The 20,229-nt window shown below is 71.1% G+C and carries 21 protein-coding genes; 14 read left to right on the top strand and 7 right to left on the bottom strand.

The genetic code is table 11. The features are described from left to right. Window positions 1-21 precede the first annotated feature (21 nt). From DEJ29_RS17410 to DEJ29_RS17395, 4 genes are all read left to right on the top strand, one after another. A complete protein-coding gene (locus DEJ29_RS17410; protein ID WP_258375872.1) occupies window positions 22-3,234 on the top strand; it encodes a GH92 family glycosyl hydrolase in 3,213 nt (1,070 codons plus the stop codon). 34 nt (window positions 3,235-3,268) lie between these two features. Further along, the gene (locus tag DEJ29_RS17405) at window positions 3,269-3,499 is read left to right on the top strand and encodes a hypothetical protein (RefSeq protein ID WP_017887929.1); all 231 of its coding nucleotides are present in this window, start codon (window positions 3,269-3,271) and stop codon (window positions 3,497-3,499) included. 64 nt (window positions 3,500-3,563) lie between these two features. Then, window positions 3,564-3,776 (top strand): hypothetical protein, encoded by a 213-nt coding sequence (locus DEJ29_RS17400; protein WP_146248277.1) that lies wholly within the window; start codon window positions 3,564-3,566, stop codon window positions 3,774-3,776. A 71-nt stretch (window positions 3,777-3,847) separates the two neighbouring features. Continuing rightward, entirely contained in the window at window positions 3,848-4,393 is a 546-nt protein-coding gene (locus tag DEJ29_RS17395; RefSeq protein ID WP_111094055.1) for a hypothetical protein, read from the top strand. Between the two features lie 81 nt (window positions 4,394-4,474). Here the strand turns inward: DEJ29_RS17395 and DEJ29_RS17390 are convergent, their stop codons facing one another. From DEJ29_RS17390 to DEJ29_RS17375, 4 genes are read right to left on the bottom strand one after another with little or no spacing between them, the layout of a single operon-like run. Continuing rightward, on the bottom strand, window positions 4,475-5,020 hold the full coding sequence (locus DEJ29_RS17390) for a GNAT family N-acetyltransferase (protein ID WP_111094054.1): 546 nt from the start codon (window positions 5,018-5,020) through the stop codon (window positions 4,475-4,477). Between the two features lie 37 nt (window positions 5,021-5,057). Then, complete coding sequence (locus DEJ29_RS17385; protein WP_111023351.1) at window positions 5,058-5,996, bottom strand: aldo/keto reductase; 939 nt, start codon at window positions 5,994-5,996, stop codon at window positions 5,058-5,060. 51 nt (window positions 5,997-6,047) lie between these two features. Next, window positions 6,048-6,668 carry a CG0192-related protein gene (locus DEJ29_RS17380; protein ID WP_111094053.1) on the bottom strand — a complete coding sequence of 207 codons (621 nt, stop codon included), beginning with the start codon at window positions 6,666-6,668 and terminating at the stop codon, window positions 6,048-6,050. Between the two features lie 49 nt (window positions 6,669-6,717). Beyond that, window positions 6,718-7,473, bottom strand: coding sequence for an SDR family NAD(P)-dependent oxidoreductase (locus tag DEJ29_RS17375; protein WP_111094052.1), 756 nt, complete (start codon window positions 7,471-7,473; stop codon window positions 6,718-6,720). A 34-nt stretch (window positions 7,474-7,507) separates the two neighbouring features. Between DEJ29_RS17375 and DEJ29_RS17370 the strand changes: the two genes are divergently transcribed. Genes DEJ29_RS17370 through DEJ29_RS17360 form a run of 3 tightly spaced genes read left to right on the top strand, consistent with a single transcriptional unit; the run spans window position 7,508 to window position 9,192 of the window. Further along, entirely contained in the window at window positions 7,508-8,320 is an 813-nt protein-coding gene (locus DEJ29_RS17370; protein WP_111094051.1) for a putative RNA methyltransferase, read from the top strand. Between the two features lie 59 nt (window positions 8,321-8,379). Further along, window positions 8,380-8,970, top strand: a complete 591-nt coding sequence (locus tag DEJ29_RS17365; protein ID WP_111094050.1) for a hypothetical protein — start codon at window positions 8,380-8,382, stop codon at window positions 8,968-8,970. A gap of 12 nt (window positions 8,971-8,982) precedes the next feature. Beyond that, window positions 8,983-9,192: a hypothetical protein gene (locus DEJ29_RS17360; RefSeq protein WP_111094049.1), complete on the top strand. Its 210-nt coding sequence runs from the start codon at window positions 8,983-8,985 to the stop codon at window positions 9,190-9,192. A gap of 65 nt (window positions 9,193-9,257) precedes the next feature. On the opposite strand, the gene DEJ29_RS17355 is transcribed toward DEJ29_RS17360, so the two are convergent. Next, a complete protein-coding gene (locus tag DEJ29_RS17355; protein ID WP_111094048.1) occupies window positions 9,258-9,677 on the bottom strand; it encodes a VOC family protein in 420 nt (139 codons plus the stop codon). A gap of 62 nt (window positions 9,678-9,739) precedes the next feature. Here DEJ29_RS17355 and DEJ29_RS17350 point away from each other — a divergent pair, with 62 nt between their 5' ends. Continuing rightward, complete coding sequence (locus DEJ29_RS17350) at window positions 9,740-10,696, top strand: helix-turn-helix transcriptional regulator (protein WP_111094184.1); 957 nt, start codon at window positions 9,740-9,742, stop codon at window positions 10,694-10,696. On the opposite strand, the gene DEJ29_RS17345 is transcribed toward DEJ29_RS17350, so the two are convergent. Further along, window positions 10,697-11,179: an Abi family protein gene (locus tag DEJ29_RS17345; protein ID WP_111094047.1), complete on the bottom strand. Its 483-nt coding sequence runs from the start codon at window positions 11,177-11,179 to the stop codon at window positions 10,697-10,699. It lies immediately after the preceding gene. Window positions 11,180-11,523: 344 nt separating this feature from the next. Here DEJ29_RS17345 and DEJ29_RS17340 point away from each other — a divergent pair, with 344 nt between their 5' ends. Genes DEJ29_RS17340 through kdpC form a run of 4 tightly spaced genes read left to right on the top strand, consistent with a single transcriptional unit; the run spans window position 11,524 to window position 15,993 of the window. Then, window positions 11,524-11,613 carry a potassium-transporting ATPase subunit F gene (locus tag DEJ29_RS17340; protein ID WP_017887940.1) on the top strand — a complete coding sequence of 30 codons (90 nt, stop codon included), beginning with the start codon at window positions 11,524-11,526 and terminating at the stop codon, window positions 11,611-11,613. After that, window positions 11,613-13,295 (top strand): potassium-transporting ATPase subunit KdpA, encoded by a 1,683-nt coding sequence (gene kdpA, locus DEJ29_RS17335; RefSeq protein WP_111094046.1) that lies wholly within the window; start codon window positions 11,613-11,615, stop codon window positions 13,293-13,295. The genes DEJ29_RS17340 and kdpA overlap by 1 nt, the downstream gene beginning before the upstream one ends. Beyond that, a complete protein-coding gene (gene kdpB, locus DEJ29_RS17330; RefSeq protein ID WP_111094045.1) occupies window positions 13,292-15,391 on the top strand; it encodes a potassium-transporting ATPase subunit KdpB in 2,100 nt (699 codons plus the stop codon). The genes kdpA and kdpB overlap by 4 nt, the downstream gene beginning before the upstream one ends. Window positions 15,392-15,393: 2 nt before the next feature. Beyond that, window positions 15,394-15,993: a K(+)-transporting ATPase subunit C gene (gene kdpC / locus DEJ29_RS17325; protein ID WP_111094044.1), complete on the top strand. Its 600-nt coding sequence runs from the start codon at window positions 15,394-15,396 to the stop codon at window positions 15,991-15,993. Window positions 15,994-16,001: 8 nt separating this feature from the next. On the opposite strand, the gene DEJ29_RS17320 is transcribed toward kdpC, so the two are convergent. Beyond that, window positions 16,002-16,766, bottom strand: a complete 765-nt coding sequence (locus DEJ29_RS17320; RefSeq protein ID WP_111094043.1) for an Abi family protein — start codon at window positions 16,764-16,766, stop codon at window positions 16,002-16,004. A gap of 236 nt (window positions 16,767-17,002) precedes the next feature. Here DEJ29_RS17320 and DEJ29_RS17315 point away from each other — a divergent pair, with 236 nt between their 5' ends. Together DEJ29_RS17315 and DEJ29_RS17310 are read left to right on the top strand one after the other, a co-directional pair. Further along, entirely contained in the window at window positions 17,003-19,495 is a 2,493-nt protein-coding gene (locus tag DEJ29_RS17315) for an ATP-binding protein (RefSeq protein WP_111056540.1), read from the top strand. After that, on the top strand, window positions 19,492-20,175 hold the full coding sequence (locus DEJ29_RS17310; RefSeq protein WP_111094042.1) for a response regulator: 684 nt from the start codon (window positions 19,492-19,494) through the stop codon (window positions 20,173-20,175). The genes DEJ29_RS17315 and DEJ29_RS17310 overlap by 4 nt, the downstream gene beginning before the upstream one ends. Window positions 20,176-20,229 lie beyond the last annotated feature (54 nt).

The following is a 20,229-nucleotide window of genomic DNA, read 5'->3' as shown; positions in this document are numbered from 1 at the left end:
TGGAGCAAATAGGCTCGTTCCGTGCGAGAACTGCAACGGAGCGGTGGCCCGACGACGGCCGTGGCCGCTCGGAACGGTGTCGGCTTCGGTTCGGCAGAGGCCTGGTTCGTCGAGCGACCAGCGGGAGCGTCCGTGGCCGAGGCGATCGTCCCCGGTTTCACCGGACGCACCATCGCCATCGGCGACGAGCTCTCCTGGGTCTGGTTCCCCGAACGGACCCTGCCCGACGGGGCGTCGGAACCGACCGAAGCAGACCTGCCGCACTTCTGGGACGCCACGGCCTTCGCCGTCGACGTCGTCTTCACCGACGGCTCGCGGCTGCGTGACCACGCCGCGGTCCGCGACCAGTACGGCGACGCGGTCACCCCGGACGCGCAGGACGCGGCCCGCAAGCAGTGGGTGGACCAGTGGAACCGCCGCGCGGTCGACCTCACGCCGTTCGCGGGGCTGGTCATCGACCGCCTGGAGGCCCGGCTCGGCTCCGACGCACCGGCTGCGGCGACCGACGGCGAGCGTCCCGCACTGCGCGGCTGGCTCGACGCCGTCCGGATCGGTCCCGCCCGTCCGACCCCGACGACCCCGCTCGGCCACGTCCGGACGACCCGTGGCACCCAGGCGTCCTCCCGGTTCTCCCGCGGCAACAACGCCCCGCTGGTCGGCGTCCCGCACGGCGGGGTGTTCGGCCTGCCGATGACGGACGCCTCGAGCAACCGCTGGCCGTACGCGTACCAGGAGCACGACCGGCTCGACGACCAGGGGCGGCTCCGCCCGGCGATCCAGGCCTTCGCGACGAGTCACATCCCGTCGCCGTGGATGGGCGACCGCGGGGTGTTCCAGGTGATGCCCTCGCCACTCGACACCCCCGATCTCGACCGGTCCGCCCGCGCGCTCGGGTTCGACCACGAGGACGAGCAGGACGGCCCGCACGGCTACCGGGTCGCCCTCGAGCACGGTGTGACGGCCGAGCTGACCGCGGGGGAGTTCGCCCTCGGGTTCCGGTTCACCGGCACCCGCAGCGTCGTGCTCGACCACCACGGCCGGGTGTCCGACGTCTCCGTGACGATCACCGATGGCACTGCCGTGGTCGAGGCGCTCCTGGACGACCGCCCCGGCACCCCGCCGCACCACGTGCACCTGCGGGTCGCTGGGGTCACAGCCGACCACACGACGATCGGCGAGCACGAGCTGCGCGGCTGGCTGTCCCTGGGGGAACCCGGGGGCACCGGCGGCCCGGTCGACGTCCTGCTCGGCATCTCGACCGTCTCGATCGAGGACGCCCGCGCGAACCTCGACGACGCCGGCTCGTTCGACGCCATGGGGTCCCGTGCCGAGGCGCTGTGGACCGAGAAGCTCGCGACGCTGTCCTTCGACGGCGCGACCCCCGACCAGCTGACGAGCCTGTACTCCGGGCTGTACCGGCTGTTCCTCTACCCGAACCGCGCCGGGGAGACCGCCCTGACCGGCACCCCGCGGCATCGCTCCCCGTACGGCGACGTGCTGGCGAAACCGATCCGCGACGAGCCCGGGCCGGAGGTCGTCGAGGGCCCGTTCACCACCACGAACGGCTTCTGGGACACCTACCGCACGGCCTGGCCGCTCCTCGGACTCCTGACCCCCGAGACCGCTGGCGAGCTCGCGCAGGGCTTCGTCGAGCACCACCACGACGGCGGGTGGACGCCCCGCTGGAGTGCCCCCGGCGCCGAGGACTGCATGACCGGCACCACGAGCGACACCGTCTTCGCCGACCTCGCGGTGAAGGGCGTGCGCGGCTTCGACCTGGCCGAGGCGTACCGGAGCGCGGTGCGGAACGCGACCGTCCCACCGCGTGACGAGCGCGTCGGACGCAAGGGGAGCCTCCCGGGCGCCTTCCGCGGCCACGTCGACACGGCGACCCACGAAGGGATGTCGTGGACCCTGGACGCGGCCATCAACGACTGGGGTCTGGCCGTCATGGCGGGCCTGCTCGCGTCACGGGCGCGGACGCCCGCCGACCTGTCCCGCTACGAGGCCGAGGCCGAGTGGTTCGCCCGCCGGTCCCTGCAGTACCGGCACGTGTTCGACTCCGAGCGCGGGTTCTTCATCGGCCGCGACCCGGACGGCTCGTGGCGGGTCGGCACCGAGTTCGACCCGCGCGACTGGGGCGACGACTACACGGAGACGAACGCGTGGGGTACCGCGTTCACGGCGCCGCACGACGGCGCCGGCGTCGTCGACCTGCACGGCGGGCCGGAGCGCTTCGACGCCGCTCTCGACGCGTTCTTCGCGACCCCCGAGACCGGCGCGCTGGCGCGGTCCGGCTCGTACGGGTTCCCGATCCACGAGATGACCGAGGCCCGCGACGTCCGGATGGGCATGCTCGGGCTGTCGAACCAGCCGGCGCACCACATCCCCTTCTTCCCGATGTTCACCGGGCGCCACGATGACGCGCACCGCATCGTCCGCGAGTCGCTCGAGCGGCTGTTCGTCGGGTCCGACCTCGGCCAGGGCTACCCGGGTGACGAGGACAACGGTGAGATGAGCGCCTGGTACGTCTTCGCGACCATCGGCCTGTACCCGCTGGCGCCGTCGACCGGCACCTACGTACTCGTGCCGCCGTCGGTCCGCAGGACGGTGCTGCGACAGCCTGGGCCCACGCCGCCGGTTCCTGACCGACGCGCCAGCGGCGGGCAGGCCGTGCCGGTGGGGAGAGGCGCGGCCACGGTCATCGAGATCGCCGCGGGCTCCGCAGGTTCGTACGTGGCGTCGGTGACGGTCGACGGCTCGCCCTGGACCTCGGTCACCATCCCGCACAGCGTGGTCGTGGCCGCGTCGCGGATCGAGTTCACGCTGTCCGACGAACCGCAGGGATGGGCGTCGGACACCCGCCCCGTCTCCGCCTCCGACGTGCACGGCTACCGGGACGCTCCGGTGGACGTCCTGCCCGTCGGCGCGTCGGCGCTCACCGACGACACCGGCCGCACCGTCACGGCGCTCGCCGCGGGGGAGTCCGTGTCCTTCGACGTGTCGTGCCCCGCCGCCTCGTTGTACACCGTGACGGTGGCATCGCCGGGGTCCTACTCGTGGCAGGTCGGCCTCGACGACGCCGTCACGGCGGTCGACGGCGCCGAGTTCTCGTGGGCCGGCCAGACCCGGGTGTTCCGGATCCTCGGCGGCGGTTCGTCGTTCACGTTCACCGCCGGCACCGACCTGACGCTGACGCAGCTCGAGCTCATCGCGGCCGACGGACAGCGTTGACCCGGCGTTCACCGAGCGGGAGCATGCTCGCCCCATGTCGATGAGCGCACCGTTCGATCCCGAACAGCAGGGCCGGTCCATCCCCGTGGACGGCAGTGACGAGTCCGAGCTCGAGATGGAGGAGGACCGCGGCGCCGACGTCGGCGACGACTCCGCCGACCCGAGCGTCTCGCCCGTCAGTCATCACGACGAGGACGAGGCCGGCGGCGGCCCGGTGTTCCGACGTCCGCACGCCGGTGAGCGGCTCCACCCGGACGACCTCTGACCGTTCCGGGGGTCCTCCGGGGTTTCTTGGGCGATTGCCAAGCGGCTCGGGCATGCTCGTGCGCATGTCGATCGCGAACTCGTGGGACCCGTCCGGTGGCCGTGCAATCCCGGAGGACCAGGTCCGTCAGGACGGGCTCGAACTCGACGAGGACCCGGCGATGCTGGGGATTTCGTTCGACGTCGTGGGTGGTGCGTCCGCCGATCCCGCCGGGGTGTCCCCGGTCGACGTGAACGTGCCGACGCCGAGGGCTGCTGGCGCCGACTCCGACGACTAGCGCGCGCCGGCTGTATCAGCCGCGCGGTCCCATCCCACCGGTAGTATTCCGGAATGGTACCGACGGCCTACGTGGACGAGTCCGAGCCTGGAGACGAACGTGACCCCGGCGCGTACATCCTGGGGGCGGTGACAGTTGCCGACAGCGATGCTGAGCGGTTCCGGGACTCGCTCTGCGCCATCAAGCCACGTTCGGCGCGGAAGCTGCACTGGTCCGAGAGTGACGCCCGGCACCGCACCGGGATCGTCGGGATGCTGTGCGACCATCCGTTCGAAGCCATCGGGGTCGTGAGCGTGACTGACCGATCCGTCCGGAGCGAGCGTCGTCGCCGTCTTGCTCTTGAGCACTTGATCCTCGAACTCCGCGCGGGCGGTGTCGACCGAGTCGTCCTCGAATCTCGCGGGCCCTCGGACCGGAACGATCGCGCGCACCTCGACGCCCTGCGGTCACGCAAGTTGGTTCACGGGTTGGTGTTCGAGCACCTGCCGGGTGGCCGTGAGCCACTTCTCTGGGCGGCGGATGCGGTCTGCGGCGTGGTCGCGCTGGCTCGGCGAGGGGAAACGGCCTACCTCGAGCAGCTGGGCCATGTGCTGAGCGTCCACGAACACCGTCGGTGAACGCGCGAATCCCCGGGCCCCGCTATACCGCAGGAGCTCCCGGGGATCACTTCCGCACCCACCTCGATGGGGCGACTGGTCTCAGTGTGACATATCAGGCGGGATGGCGGAAGGGTCGGAGACCCGGTAATTGAACCCGACGTGCGAGCCGGTGAAGCCGAGGCGCTCGTAGAACCGGTGCGCATCGGTCCGTGCAGCGTCGGACGTGAGCTGCACGAGCGGGGTCCCGAGGGCCGGTGCCGCCACGTCGGTCACCCAGCGCATCAGCGCGGTCCCGATGCCGCCGGAGCGCCGAGCACGGCTGACCCGCACCGCCTCGACGAGCAGTCGGGTGGCACCACGACGAGCCATCCCGGGGATCCGGGTGAGTTGCAGCGTCCCGACGAGCCGTCCGTCGGCGTCCTCGGCGACGAGCAGCGCGTTCGCCGGGTCGTCCGCGATCGACCGGAGTGCCTCGGCGTACTGGGGGCGGTCCTCCGATGCGGCGACGTCACCGCGCGCGGCGCTGATCGGGTCGTCGGACAACAGCGCCATGAGTGCGTCGAGGTCCGCTTCCGTGGCGTTCCGCAGCGTCAGTTCGCCGGAGCGTGTGGTCAGGCGGACGGGCAGGGCGAGGTCGTGGAGCACGACCCCACCCTGCCCGACCCGGCGGGGCGGTCCCGGTTCAGGGAACGGTGTGTCCGGCCGCGGTGAAGATCCGGTACCACTCCTCGCGCGACAGCTCGACGTCCGAGCCGGCTGCCGAGTCCCGCACGCGCTGCGGGTTGGTGGTGCCGAGGACGACCTGGAAGTGCGCGGGGTGGCGGGTGATCCACGCGACCGCGATGCCGGTCGGGGTGACACCGTGTGCGGCGGCGACCTCCTCGAGCACGTCGTTCAGCTCGGCGTACTGCTCACGGTCGCCCAGGAAGACGCCGTCGAAGAAGCCCTTCTGGAACGGCGACCAGGCCTGCAGCGTGATGTCGTTGATGCGCGAGTAGTTGAGGATGTCGTTGTCGCGGTCCACCGACTGCTCGAGGCCGCCCATGTTCGCGGTCAGGCCCTGCGAGATGACGTTGGCGTGGGTGATGCTCAGCTGCACCTGGTTGAACGCGAGCGGCTGGCGGACGTGCTTCTTGAGCAGGTCGACCTGGCCGGGGGTGTGGTTCGAGACGCCGAAGTGGTGCACCTTGCCGGCGGCGTGCAGCTCGTCGAATGCCTTCGCGACCTCTTCCGGCTCGACCAGGGCGTCGGGGCGGTGCAGCAGCAGGACGTCGACGTACTCGGTCTGCAGTGCCTCGAGCGACTCGTGCACGGACTCGAGGATGTGCTCGTACGAGAAGTCGAAGTACGCGCCCTTCGGCGTCGGCCGGATGCCGACCTTGGTCTGCAGCACGATCTCGGCGCGTTCCGCGGGCGTCAGCGTGACGGCGGCGCCGAACCGCTCCTCGCAGCCGTGCCACTCGCCGTAGACCGCGGCGTGGTCGAACATGTTCACGCCCGCATCGCGCGAGGCGCTGTAGAGCGAACGGATGTCCTCATCGCTCATGTCGTTGATCCGCATCAGTCCGACGACGACGTCGGAGGCGGTGAGGTCTGTCTGTGGCAACTCCAGTGTCTTCACGCCGTCGATCCTGCCAGCCGGTCCCCGGCACAGGCAGGCCCTGCCAGTACCTCAGGCGCGTTCGGGCAGCAGCACGGCGAGCACCTCGGAGCCGTCCGTCCACGTCCCGGTCAGCGTCTCGCCCTCGGGCAGGGCCGTACCGACGACCCGAGCGATGACGATCGTGCCGTGGTCGGTCGCGATCGACGTCACCGCACCCGTCGTCGTCGCGTGCACCGAGGTGACTGTAGGGGAGTCCGGCGCGGAACCGCTGCCGCTGGCCCAGGCGTCCTTCGGCCGCTGTCCGGCACCGTTGGCCAACTCGAGCGAGGCTTCGTGCCCACCGGTGACGATCGCCCGGCGCAGGACGTCGGCGTGGACGGGATCACCCACCGCGTCGTACACCCACCGTCGGCCCAGCACGGAGTGGTCCATCTCGGTGACCAGGAACGCGTCGGCACCCGGCAGTGGTGCGTCCCGGTAGGTCAGTGGCGCCTGCAGGACCCGGCCGTCGTCGGTGCGGACGAGGAGCACCTCGACGCCGACCTCGCCAGCGGGGTCGTCGAACCGGAACTGCCCGACGACCTCGAGCGGCGCTCCCGCGACGACGCCGCTCCACGCCTGGTCGGGGAGCCAGGCGGCGAGCGCCTCGGCCTTGGAGGGGCGGAGCGTTGCCTGCTCGATGACTGCCATGTCCTGACCGTACTGCCGTGCAGCACCGTGCCGTCGGCGTCGCTCGAGGTCAGTGGACGGAGAACCCGCCGTCCACTGCGATGGACTGCCCGGTGACGTAGGCAGACCCGGGTCCGGCGAGGAACACCGCCGCGCTGGCGAAGTCCGACGCCAGCCCGTTCCGCCCGACCAGCGTCCGTGCGGCGAGGGCCGCGACCGTCGCCGGGTCGGACCCGAGTCGCTCGTTGAGCGGGGTGCGCACGAAACCGGGGACGAGGACGTTGGAGGTGACCCCCTGCGCGGACCAGGCCTCTGCCTGGGACCGGGCCAACGCCTCCAGACCAGCCTTGGAGACCCCGTACGCGCCGCTGGCGGCGAAGGGGCGGTGGGCCTGCTGCGAACTGATCGACACGATCCGCCCGTACCCACGGGCCGCCATGCCGGGTGCGAGCCGCTGCCCGAGCACGAACGGCGCGTCGAGGTTGACGGCCATCGTGGCGTCCCAGGTGGCCTCGTCGAGTTCCGGCATCGGCGGCCGCAGGTTGATCCCGGCGGAGTTCACCAGCACGTCGACGTCCCCGGCGGCGTCCGCGAGCGCGTGTGCGCCAGCGCGTGAGGACAGGTCCGCGACGATGCCGTCAGCCGAGCGGCCCGCCTGGCGGATGCCGGCGACGGTGGCGTCGATGGTCGCGGACGTCCGGGCGGCGACGAGGACGTGGGCACCTGCGTCGGCGAGTGCGGTGGCGATCGCTCGGCCGATGCCGGAGCTGCCTCCCGTCACGAGTGCGGTGCGGCCGTCGAGGCCGAAGAGCTGCTGCAGCGACATCCGGTCAGGCTACCGAGGCCCGTACGCTGGGCCGGTGCGTGACGACCTGCTGCCGATGCTCGCCTGCCCCGTGTGCGCCGAGCCCCTCGGCCGCGTCGACGACGGCCAGGTCGGCTGCCCGAACGGTCACCGGTTCGACGAGGCGAAGCAGGGCCACCTGACGCTCCTGCCCGCGAAGCGGCGCGCACTCACCGCGGACACTCCGGAGATGGTGGACGCGCGGCTGCGGTTCCTGGGGCGCGGGCACTACGCGCCCGTCGAGCGGGCGCTCGCCGCGATCGTCGCGGACGCCACCGCGCCCGGCATCGTGCTCGACGTCGGTTCGGGCCCAGGGACCTACCTGGCGCATGCGCTGCGCGCGGCGGACGGGAGGCTCGGGGTCGCGTTGGACTTGTCGGCCGTCGCGATCCGGCGTGCGGCACGCGCCCACGAGCGTGCGGGGGCCGTCGTCGGGGACGTGACCGAGCGCCTCCCGGTCGTCGACGGCGCTGCCGCCGTCCTGCTCGACGTCTTCGCGCCCCGCAACCAGACCGAGTACGCCCGCGTCCTGCACGCCGACGGCGTGCTCGCGGTGGTGACCCCGCGGGCCGGCCACCTGGCGGAACTCGCCGAGGCGACGATCAGCGTGGACCCGGAGAAGGAGCGCCGGCTGCACGACTCCCTGACGCCGTCGTTCGCGCTGCGGTCCTCCGAGGACCTGACGTGGACCATGGAGCTGTCGACGGAGGACGTCCACGACGTCGTGCACATGGGGCCGAGCCACCACCACGTCGCGGCGGACACGGTGTTCGAGCCGGCGACGGTGACGGCCGCGGTCACCGTGTCGACGTGGACGCCGACGCGCTGACGCGGCCACGCAAGCAGGTCTGTATCACGGTCTTGGCATGAAGAATCTGATGTTCTAGTGTGCTGCGAGGGGTCGCCAACGAGGGCGGCTCCGACACGGAGAGGCTGCACATGTCGAAGCGAACCAACACCTGCGCTGGAATCCTCCTGAGCGCCGCGCCGATCGTGGGCGGAGGCCTGACCGCCCCTGCTGCCAGCGCCGAACAGGCCGGTATCAAGGTCGTCGAGGCGCAGTCCGAAGCGCCGTTCGTCACCCGAGCGCTGATCGCACAGGCGGTCGACGAAGCTCGCAGTGCGGGCGCGGTCAAGCGGGAAGAGACGCAGTCCGACGGCAGCCGGACCGTCATCGTCGATGGTGGAAACGGATTCGAGCTGGCGTTGAACGACACCAATCCGAACGCCCGTCTGGCCTACGGCTCGGACAACCGCGGCGCTTACATCGCCTTCAACTCGTTCGACCAGGGCGTGATCATCAGCGGTGCCGGATCACTGCTCGCCGCCGGGATCTGTGCGCTCGGTCCGGCTGCGTGCATCGTCGGGAGCGCCGCGATCATCCTGGCAAGTCAGTACATCACCTCGCACAGCAAGTGCCCCAGCCCGAAGTCCGTCCGCGTCTACCCCGTCACGAAGAAGACGAGTCGCTGCGTCTAGGAGGAGTCCCTCATGTCGAAGATCCTGAACAATTTCCCCCTCGCGATCTGCGCCGCCATCGGGCTCGTGCTCATCGGGGCCGCCGTCTACGCCGGAGTCAACGGAACAACCGCGCAGTCCTGGGGCGGGATTGCCGTCGGTGCCGCTGCAGTCTCCGGGGGCGCGTGCACGGCATCAGCGATGCGGTACCGCCGCTCCCGGCACCACGGTCGGCGGGACTGACGGCGGTGGACGGCGAATGCCCCGTTCTCACTGAAGAACGGGGCATTCGCCGTTTCGCAAGGTCGTCAGTTGCCAGCCGGGGCGAGGTCGAGCTGCCAGACGACGCCGAAGCGGTCGCGCAGCTGCCCGGCCAACGGTGCCCAGGCCGAGGGTTCGAGGGGCTGCCGGATCTCGGCGCCCTCGGACAGCGCGGCCCAGTACCGCTCGATCTCGGGGGCGTCGTCGCCGTGCACGAACACGTAGAAGGCGTTCGATCCCTGGTCGTAGGGCTGCCCGGGCCAGACGTCGAAGGCCATGACGCGGAAGCCGGCGGCCGTGGCGACCTGACCGAACACGATCCGGTCCGCCCAGGCCGGGTCGTCCAGGGCGCCCATCTGGCCGTAGGTGGCGGCGGTGACCTCGCCGCCGAAGACCGATGCGTAGAAGTCGAGCGCCGCGCGGGCGTCGCCGTCGAAGTTGAGGTGGGTTGTCGTTTCGATGCTCATGGGACGAGGATGTCGGGCAATGCGGTCAGATCGTGTCCGCTTCTCTGACGAGGATGGACGCCATGGCCGGACCCTCCGCACGGATGCTCGCGCTGCTCTCCCTGCTCCAGGTACACCGCGACTGGCCGGGCGACGAGCTCGCCGGGCGGCTCGAGGTCAGCCCCCGCACCGTCCGGCGCGACGTCGATCGGCTGCGCGGCCTCGGGTACCGGGTCGAGGCGCTCCGCGGGCCGGCGGGGGGCTACCGGCTCGAGGCGGGCTCCGACCTGCCCCCGCTGCTCTTCGACGACGACCAGGCGGTGGCGATCGCCCTGGCGCTCGCCGTGGCCCCGGCATCGGGGGCGGACGTCGCCGAGTCGGCGGCCCGTGCCCTCGCGACCGTCCGGCAGGTGATGCCCGCGCGGCTGCGGTCCCGGGTCGACGCGGTGCAGGCCGTGACCGCGACGAGCCGGACCACCACCGACCCGGAGGTCCTGGTGGCGGTGAGCGAGGCCGTCCACCTGCAGGAGGTCTTCCGCTTCGGGTACGGCGAGGACGAGACTCCGCACCGGGTGGAACCGCACGCCGTCGTCGCCCGGAACGGCCGCTGGTACCTGCTCGACTGGGATGCCGATCGCGACGACTGGCGCACGCACCGCATCGACCGGATCACGCCCCGGATGCGCACCCGCGTCCCCTTCACGCTACGTCCGATCCCCGGTGGCGATGCGGCCGCGTTCGTGTCCGCGCGGTTCAAGGGGTCTGCGGTCGACGACGTGTGGCCGTACACCGGGTCGGTGACCACGACGGCGGGCGATGCGCGGCGGATCGGGCCGTACCTGCCCGAGGACGCCGTGGTCGAGCAGCTCGACGACGACCGGGCCCGCGTCACCCTCGGATCGTGGTCGTGGGACGGGCTCGCGGGCGTGGTGTCAGGACTTGCGGTCGACTTCGTCGTCGCGGGTCCGGACGAGCTCGTCGAGGCCGTGGCAGACCTCGCTGACCGGTTGCGCGCGGCCGGCACGCGTGGCCCAGCGTGATCAGTGGCGACCTCTCCAGATCGCGTGGTCCAGCCAACCGGCGCCGACACCCATCGACGAGAGATCGAGGTGTTCGTTGCTCGGGAAGGCCCCGAGGAAAGCGGCCACGCGCTCGGCCCAGTCGTGGTCGGACGGGATCGACCTGAGCAGGTAGGCCATCACCGCCAAGGTGTTGTAGACACCGAACTGCTTCGGCGCATCGGTTCCCGAGAGATGTGCGAGGAGCGGTACCGCACCGGACCTCGGCCGTTTCGGGACCACGACCAACTTCCGGTTGAACAGACGCGCATGGTGTGCTTCCACGTTCCGGACGTAGTTGACCGAGGCGAGCCAGCGGAAGGGGTAGAGGTACCCGGTGAGGCAGTAGTAGCCGACTTCGCGCAGCACCGAACGCGCGACGCCCCGATCACCGATGCGGACTCCCTTGGAAGCCAGCTTCTCGATCTGCTCACCGATCGAGAGCCACGGCTTCACGTACTCCATGCGCCCCCCCCGAGACAAGAAAATCGGCCCGAGCCGTGAGGCGAGCGGGCCGATCGTGATGCCGAAACTCTACCAGGATCCACGTCACGGGATCGAGCGCTCTCCACAGGCGTTAGGAGCGTGCATGCGTCCGCCAGGGCGGCGTCAGGGATCCGTTAGGAGCGGCCTGGAGGCGCGGCGCAGGATCCAGCATCGGTTCGGCACCACTCGTGGTGCCGGTCCGCGTCACCCGGCGCGGACACCGCAGATCTTCTGGAGTCCCTCGTGTTCGACGTGTTCGTCGTCGCCGGTGTCCTCGCCGTGTTCGGCGTGGTGGCACTGATCGCCAAGGGGGTGGAACGGCTGTGATCGGCATCACCATCGCGGCCGCCGTCCTCGGCATCGCCGCAGTCGTGTACCTCGTCTGGGCGCTCGTGCGTCCGGAGCGCTTCTAGTGGGCGCCGCGGACGTCTGGGCGGGCATCGCCCAGGTCGCCACCCTCGTCCTGCTGCTCGTCGTCGCGTACCGCCCGCTCGGTGACTGGATGGCGAAGGTCTTCACGCCCGTCCGCCACAACCGGGTCGAGCGCGGGGTCTACCGGCTGATCGGGGTCGACCCGGACGCCGAGCAGTCCTGGCCCGTGTACCTGCGCGGCGTGCTGCTCTTCAGCGTCGCCGGGCTCCTGCTCGTCTACCTGCTGCAGCGCATCCAGGTCGTCCTGCCCGGTGACCTCGGGCTGCCCGGCGTCGGACCGTCGCTCGCGTTCAACACCGCGGCGTCGTTCGTCGCGAACACGAACTGGCAGTCGTACTCGCCCGAGGCCACCCTCGGCTACACGGTGCAGATGGCCGGCCTGGCGGTGCAGAACTTCCTGTCCGCGGCCGTCGGCGTCTCGGTCGCCGTGGCGCTGGTGCGCGGGTTCGCCCGTCGCAAGTCCGGCACGCTCGGCAACGTGTGGGTGGACATCGTGCGCGGTCTCGGCCGTCTGCTGCTGCCCGGCGCGTTCGTCTTCGCGATCGTCCTCGTCGCCGGCGGGGTCGTCCAGTCGTGGGGGAGCGGTACCGACGTCACCACGCTCATCGGTGGCACGCAGCACATCCCCGACGGGTTCGTCGCGTCGCAGGAGGCGATCAAGGAGCTCGGCACGAACGGTGGTGGCTACTTCAACGCGAACTCGGCGCACCCGTTCGAGAACCCGCAGGCGTGGACGAACCTCGTCGAGATCTTCCTGATGCTCGTCATCCCGTTCTCGCTCCCGCGCACGTTCGGGCGCCTGGTCGGCGACGACCGCCAGGGGTACGCGATCCTCGCCGTGATGGGCGCGATCTTCCTCGTGTCGCTGTCGGTCATGTCGATCGCCGAACTCGGCGGCGGCGGTGTCGCCACACACGCTGCCGGGGCCGCGATGGAGGGCAAGGAGAGCCGCTTCGGCATCCTCGGTTCGACGCTCTTCTCGACCGCGACCACCTCGACGTCCACCGGTGCGGTCAACGCGATGCACGACAGCTACACCCCGATCGGCGGGATGATGGCGCTCGTCAACATGATGCTCGGCGAGGTCACCCCCGGCGGCGTCGGATCCGGCCTGTACGGCATGCTCGTGCTCGCCGTCATCACGGTGTTCATCGGCGGCCTGCTCGTCGGTCGCACCCCGGAGTACCTCGGCAAGAAGATCCGCGCCAAGGAGATGACCTTCGCGGCGCTGTACATCCTCGTCACGCCGACGCTCGTACTCCTGGCCACCGGGCTCTCGCTCGTGATCCCCGGGGTCCGCGAACAGGTGCTCGGGACGTCGATCTTCAACCCCGGCAACCACGGGCTGACCGAGCTGCTCTACGCCTTCACCTCGGGTGCCAACAACAACGGCTCGGCCTTCGGCGGGCTCACCGCGAACACCACCTGGATGAACTCCTCGCTCGGCGTCGTGATGCTGCTCGGCCGCTTCGTGCCGATGGTGTTCGTCCTGGCGCTCGCCGGGTCCCTCGCCGCGCAGGACCGGGTGCCGGAGACCGCCGGCACGCTGCCCACCCACCGCCCGCTGTTCATCGGGCTGCTCGGCGGCGTCGCCGTCATCGTCACCGCACTCACCTACTTCCCGGTGCTCGCACTGGGTCCGCTCGCAGAAGGACTGTCATGACCACCCCCGTGACCACGGATTCGGAGCCGCGCACCGCCGTGGAACCGGCCACCCGCTCGTCCGCATTCGGACCCCGCCAACTGGTGGCGGGCCTCCCGGGTGCCCTGCGGAAACTCGATCCGCGACTCATGTGGCGGAATCCCGTCATGTTCATCGTCGAGGTCGGCGCGGCGCTGACGACGGTGGCCGCCGTCGTCGAGCCGTCCGCGTTCACCATCGCGATCGCCGTGTGGCTCTGGCTCACCGTCGTCTTCGCCAACCTGGCGGAGTCGGTGGCCGAGGGTCGCGGCAAGGCGCAGGCCGACACCCTGCGGAAGACCCGCTCGACCACGAGCGCCCGCCGCGTGCTCGGGTACACGACGACCGACGCGGCCGCGACCGGCAACGAGACCGAGGAGGTCGCGTCCGTCGACCTGGCCAAGGGCGACGTGGTCGTGGTCGTCGCCGGCGAGGTCATCCCGGGCGACGGCGACGTCATCGACGGCATCGCGTCGGTCGACGAGTCGGCCGTCACGGGTGAGTCCGCACCGGTCATCCGCGAGTCCGGCGGTGACCGCAGTGCCGTCACCGGCGGCACCCGGGTGCTGTCGGACCGGATCGTGGTGCGCATCACCTCGACGCCGGGCGAGACCTTCATCGACCGGATGATCCGCCTGGTCGAGGGTGCGGCACGGCAGAAGACACCGAACGAGATCGCGCTGAACATCCTGCTCGCCTCGTTGTCGATCGTCTTCGTGATCGTCTGCCTGACGATGCAGCCCATCGCGGGACTCGTCGGCGCGACGGTCAGCGTGCCGGTGCTCATCGCCCTGCTCGTCTGCCTCATCCCGACCACCATCGGAGCCCTGCTCTCCGCGATCGGCATCGCCGGCATGGACCGGCTCGTGCAGCACAACGTGCTGGCGATGTCGGGCCGCGCGGTCGAGGCCGCCGGTGACATCACGACGCTGCTGCTCGACAAGACCGGCACGATCACCTACGGCAACCGTCGGGCATCCCGCGTGGTGCCGGTGCCGGGCGTGAGCGAGGCTTCGCTCATGGCGGCAGCCGCGCTGTCGAGCGCCGCCGACGGGACACCGGAAGGCCGCTCGATCGTGTCGCTCGCTGCTGACGCAGGGGTGGCGCCGGCACTGCCGGACGGCGCTGTCGAGGTGCCGTTCACGGCGCAGACGCGCATGTCCGGTCTCGACCTGCCCGACGGGTCGCAGATCCGGAAGGGCGCTGCTGCGGCAGTGCTCGCCTGGGCGGACACCACCGAAGCCGGTGTGGTGTCGGCCATCGACGCGACCGTCGCAGAGATCTCCGACCAGGGCGGCACCCCGCTCGTCGTCGGCCGCCGCTCCTCCGACGGCGCGGTCGCCCTGCTCGGCGTCGTGCACCTGAAGGACGTCGTCAAGGACGGAATGGCGTCGCGGTTCGCCGAGCTCCGGTCGATGGGCATCCGCACGGTGATGATCACCGGCGACAACCCCCGCACCGCCGCCGCCATCGCCCACGAGGCCGGCGTCGACGACTTCCTCGCCGAGGCCACCCCGGAGGACAAGCTCGCCTACATCAAGCGCGAGCAGGAGGGCGGCAACCTCGTCGCCATGACCGGTGACGGCACCAACGACGCCCCGGCCCTGGCCCAGGCGGACGTCGGCGTCGCGATGAACACCGGCACGACGGCGGCGAAGGAGGCGGGCAACATGGTCGACCTCGACTCCGACCCGACCAAGCTCATCGACGTCGTCCGCATCGGCAAGCAGCTGCTCATCACCCGCGGTGCCCTGACCACCTTCTCCATCGCCAACGACGTCGCGAAGTACTTCGCGATCATCCCGGCGATGTTCCAGGCGGCGTTCCCCGGGCTCGCGGCGCTCAACATCATGGGGCTGCACAGCCCGTCGTCGGCGATCCTGTCGGCTGTCATCTTCAACGCGCTCGTCATCGTGGCGCTCATCCCGCTGTCCCTGCGTGGCGTCAAGTACCGCGCGGCCGCAGCGTCGTCGATCCTCGGCCGCAACCTGCTCGTCTACGGGCTGGGCGGCGTGGTCGTCCCCTTCATCGGCATCAAACTGATCGACCTCGTGGTCGGTCTCATCCCGGGGTTCTAGTCATGGCATCTGCACGTTCCACCTTCCGTTCCGCCGGTGTGGCCATCCGCCTCACCCTCGTCGCCACCGTCGTCCTGGGCGTCGGCTACCCGCTCGCCGTCTGGGGCGTCGGCCAGGCGGCGTTCCACGACCAGGCCAACGGTTCGATGGTCACGGACTCGTCCGGCAAGGCCGTCGGTTCCTCGTTGATCGGGCAGTCGTTCACCGGCAAGCAGGCCGACCGTTGGTTCCAGTCGCGGCCGTCCGCCGCCGGGGACGGCTACGACGCGGGGGCGTCCTCCGGCTCGAACCTCGGGCCGAACAACGCCGACCTGCTCAAGGCCGTCGAGGAGCGTCGTGCGGCGCTGGCGAAGGCCGACGGGGTCTCCGCTGCGCAGGTGCCTGCCGACGCCGTGACCGCATCCGGTTCGGGGCTCGACCCGGACATCAGCCCGGCCTACGCGTCCCAGCAGGTCGTGCGGGTGGCCTCGGCGCGAGGCCTGTCGGTTGCTGACGTGCGGGCGCTCGTGGCCGAGCACACCGAGTCGCGGCAGCTCGGGTTCCTCGGCGAGCCCGTCGTGAACGTGTTGTCGCTGAACCTGGCCCTGGCAAAGCTGTCCTGACCGTGCGGTCACCTCGACGCCCAGCTCGGCCGTCCGCCGATGCCGTCGGTCAGATCGTCGTGCTCGTCGATCAACCGTCGAAGGGCATCGGCGTGACGGTCGCACGGGCCGACGGCCTCGGCGAGGTGTGCGAGCAGCTCGAGGGAGTGCACCGGCGTGCGCTTCGGCAGCCCCTCGAGTCGAGCGACCAGGTCGGCGGGGGAGCGGAAGGTCGGCGGCGGCATCCGGAAGCTGCGGCCCCAGAGTCGCGTGTGGTGGGCGCAGCAGTTCCGGACGTGCGTGATGTGGTGCAGGCACGCACGGAGCGTCCCCGCCGGCAGGCGGAACGCGAGGGCCACCGCATCGTGCAATCGGCGTTCCAGGGCACCCGTCATCCGCGAGAGTTCACCGAAGCTGAGCTCTTCGGCCAGCATCCCGAAGGGAACCTGATCGAGCGCTCGCTCTCGCCAGACCTTCTGCGTCACCGGGTCGTTTGCTCGGTCGAGTACTCCTGCTGCGCGCCGCAGCAACGAGTCGTGGTCGAACGTGTCTCGGAACGCCTTCGGGTCAAGGTGCCAGAGCTTGCCGAAACGGTGCCGTGCCGCGCGGTCGACCCGCCCGCGCAAGGCGATCTCGATCCGTTCGGTCAGTGCAAGCGCGATCGATCGGAGCTCGCTGTCGAAATCGTGCGTCCGCAGGACAGATGCGTCGGATGTGTCGAGCGTATGCACGTGCAGTGCGTGGCGAAACTGTTCGGCACGGTACTGCGACATGGGGATGCGGGCATGCGCCATGGTGCGACTCCGAGATCGAGCGAAGAACGAGGGATCTCGGGCAAGCCGGCAGCAACTACAGCGTGGGAAACGAACGTGAGCGAAAGAAAAGAGTGCCCCGCGCCAACAAGCGACACGGGGCGGTGCAGTCCCACCCGATTTGAGGAAGCCGAGGCTCGAGCCTTGGTGGGAACGGTTACGAGGAGAATATCAGTCGACCGGCTGCCCCGCAACAGCGGACGCGAGAGGATGAGCACGTGAAGCGCGGGAAGCTGCGGGTCCTGCTCGGTGCGGCGCCCGGTGTCGGCAAGACCTACACGATGCTCGAAGAGGGGCGTCGGCTGCTCGACGAGGGTCGCGACGTGGTCGTCGCCGTCGTCGAGACGCACGAGCGCGCCGCCACCGCGGCACTGGTGAACGGGCTCGAGGTCGTGCCCCGCCGCACCGTCTCGCACCGCGGTGTCGACCTGGACGACCTCGACCTCGACGCCGTCATCGCCCGGGCACCCGAGGTCGCGCTGGTCGACGAGCTCGCCCACACGAACGCCCCGGGGAGCCCGAACGAGAAGCGCTGGCAGGACGTGGAGGCACTGCGGGACGCCGGCATCGACGTCATCTCGACCGTCAACGTGCAGCACATGCAGTCCCTCGGCGACGTGGTCCGCGAGATCACCGGCACCGTGCAGCGCGAGACCGTCCCCGACGCCGTGGTGCGCGCGGCCGACCAGATCGAGGTCGTCGACCTGGCCCCGGCAGCGCTGCGCGAGCGGCTCTCCGACGGGCTCGTGTACCCGGCGGCCCGGATCGACGCCGCGCTGTCGAACTACTTCCGCCTCGGCAACCTCACCGCGCTGCGCGAGATCGCCCTGCTCTGGCTCGCCGACGAGGTCGACGACGCGCTCAAGGCCTACCGCGCCGAGCACGGCATCGAGCACCGGTGGGAGACCCGGGAGCGCGTGCTCGTCGCCCTGACCGGTGGCCCCGAGGGCGAGACCCTGCTGCGCCGCGGCGCCCGGATCGCCGCCCGCAGTGCCGGTGGGGAACTCGCCGCCGTGCACGTCACGACGAACGACGGCCTGCGCGTCCGGCACCCCGGTGCGCTCGGCAAGCAGCGGACCCTGCTCGAGCAGCTCGGTGGGACGTACCACCAGGTCGTCGGCGACGACGTGCCGAGCACGCTCGTGCGGTTCGCGCGGTCGATCGACGCCACCCAGATCGTGATCGGGGTCAGCCGCCGCAGCCGGCTCGCGGCCGCGATGACCGGTCCGGGGATCGGCAACACCGTGATCCGCGAGTCCGGCGACATCGACGTGCACGTCGTCACGCACGAGCGCGCCGGCGGCGGGATCACCCTGCCGAAGCTCGGCGGAAGCCTGTCCCGCGGCCGGGTGGTCGCCGCGTTCGTGCTGTCGGTCCTGGTCGGGCCGCTGCTCACCTGGGTGCTGTCGATCGGCAGCGACCCGGACGCCATCACGGTGGACGTGCTGGCGTACCAGCTACTCGTCCTCGTCGTGGCGCTCGTGGGCGGGATGTGGCCGGCGGTCTTCACGGCCGTGCTGTCCGGGCTGAGCCTCGACTACTTCTTCGTGCAACCCCTCTACATGGTCACCGTCCAGCAGCCGTGGCACCTGTTCGCCCTGGTCATGTACGTGATCAGTGCGGTGCTGGTCAGCTTCGTGGTCGACCGGTCCGCTCGGCGGTCCCGCGCTGCCCGTCGGGCCTCGGCCGAGTCCGGGCTCCTGATGGGCATCGCCGGCAGCGTGCTCCGCGGCGACGACGCCCTGCAGGCACTGCTCGACCGCACCCGTGAGGCCTTCGGCTTCGCCGGCGTCCGGATCCGCCAGGGCGACGAGGTGCCGGCGACCTCCGGCGAGTTCGGTGCGACGCCGGACGCGTCGACGACGCTGGCGTCCGGTGCCGTGCTCGAGTTCGCCGGTGCGCCCGACGACCCGACCCAGCGCCGGCTGCTGCGGGTCGTCGAGCAGCAGCTCGACGCCGCCGTCGAGCACCGCGAGCTGACCCGCACCGCCGTCGGCGCCGAGCGCATCGCCGCCGCCGACCGGGTCCGGAGCGCGCTGCTCGCGGCCGTCGGGCACGACGTTCGCCGACCCATCGCCGCGGCCTCCGCCGCCGTGCAGACGCTGCGTGCGCCCGACATCGACCTGTCACGGGCCGACCGGGAGGCGCTGCTCGCGACCGCCGACGAGAGCCTCGGTCAGCTGGCGGTGCTGTTGGCAGACCTGTTGGACGTCAGCCGCGTGCAGGCCGGAGTCCTCGCGGTCACCCCGGCGGCGATCGCGCTCGAGACGGTGGTCGCGCCGGCGCTCGACGAGCTGGAGCTCGGCCCCGACGACGTCGACCTCGACCTGCCTGCGGACCTGCCGCCGGTGCTCGCCGACCCGGTCCTGCTGCAGCGCGTCGTCGTGAACCTGCTCGCGAACGCCGCCCGGTACGCGCCGGACGGCACCCACGTCCGGGTCGCCGCGAGCGCGTTCGCCGGCGGGGTGGAACTCCGCGTCGCCGACCACGGCCCCGGCATCCCCGAGGACCGCCGCGACGAGGTGTTCCAGCCGTTCCAGCGGCTCGGCGACACGGACAACGAGACCGGCCTCGGGCTCGGCCTGGCCCTGGCGCGCGGGTTCACCGAGGGCATGGGCGGGACGATCGAGGTCGACGACACCCCGGGCGGTGGGCTCACCGTCGTGGTGCGGCTGCCGATCGCCGGGCACGTGGGAGTGGAGATCCGATGAAGGTCCTGATCGCTGACGACGACACGCAGCTCGTCCGCGCCCTCTCGGTGACGCTCTCGGCGCGCGGGTACGACGTCGTCACGGCTCGGGACGGGCGCGAGGCCATCGACGCCGTCATCACCGAGCGCCCGGACCTGGTGCTGCTCGACCTCGGCATGCCCCGGCTCGACGGCATCGGGGTGCTCGAGGGCGTCCGGGCCTGGTCGCAGGTGCCGGTCCTCGTGCTCTCCGGGCGCACCGACTCGTCCGACAAGGTCGACGCACTCGACGCCGGTGCCGACGACTACGTGACGAAGCCGTTCCAGATGGACGAGCTCCTCGCCCGGCTGCGGGCACTCGGACGGCGACGGGTGGTGGCGTCCGAGGAGACCCCGACGATCGCGATCGGACCGCTGCTCGTGGACCTCGTCGCGAAGCAGGTCACCCCGGCCGAGGGTCCGGCGATCCGCCTGACGCCCACCGAGTGGCGCCTGCTCGAGGTCCTGGTCACGAACCCCGACCGCCTGATGACCCGCGAGATGCTGTTGACTGAGGTCTGGGGACCGACGCACGGCAACGACTCCGGGTACCTGCGCCTCTACATGGCCCAGCTGCGGCGAAAACTCGAGCCCGACCCCGCGCACCCGCGCTACCTGGTGACGGAGTCCGGCATGGGGTACCGCTTCGCCCCCGGAGCGTAGGGCGGACCGCCGCCGCGGACACCCTGGCGGGTCGCTGTCGGGGAACTGTCGTGT

Source organism: Curtobacterium sp. MCPF17_021 (genome assembly GCF_003234605.2).
GTDB lineage: Bacteria > Actinomycetota > Actinomycetes > Actinomycetales > Microbacteriaceae > Curtobacterium > Curtobacterium flaccumfaciens.
Note: the sequence above shows the minus strand (reverse complement) of the source record. Positions and strands in the feature narration are given on the sequence as shown.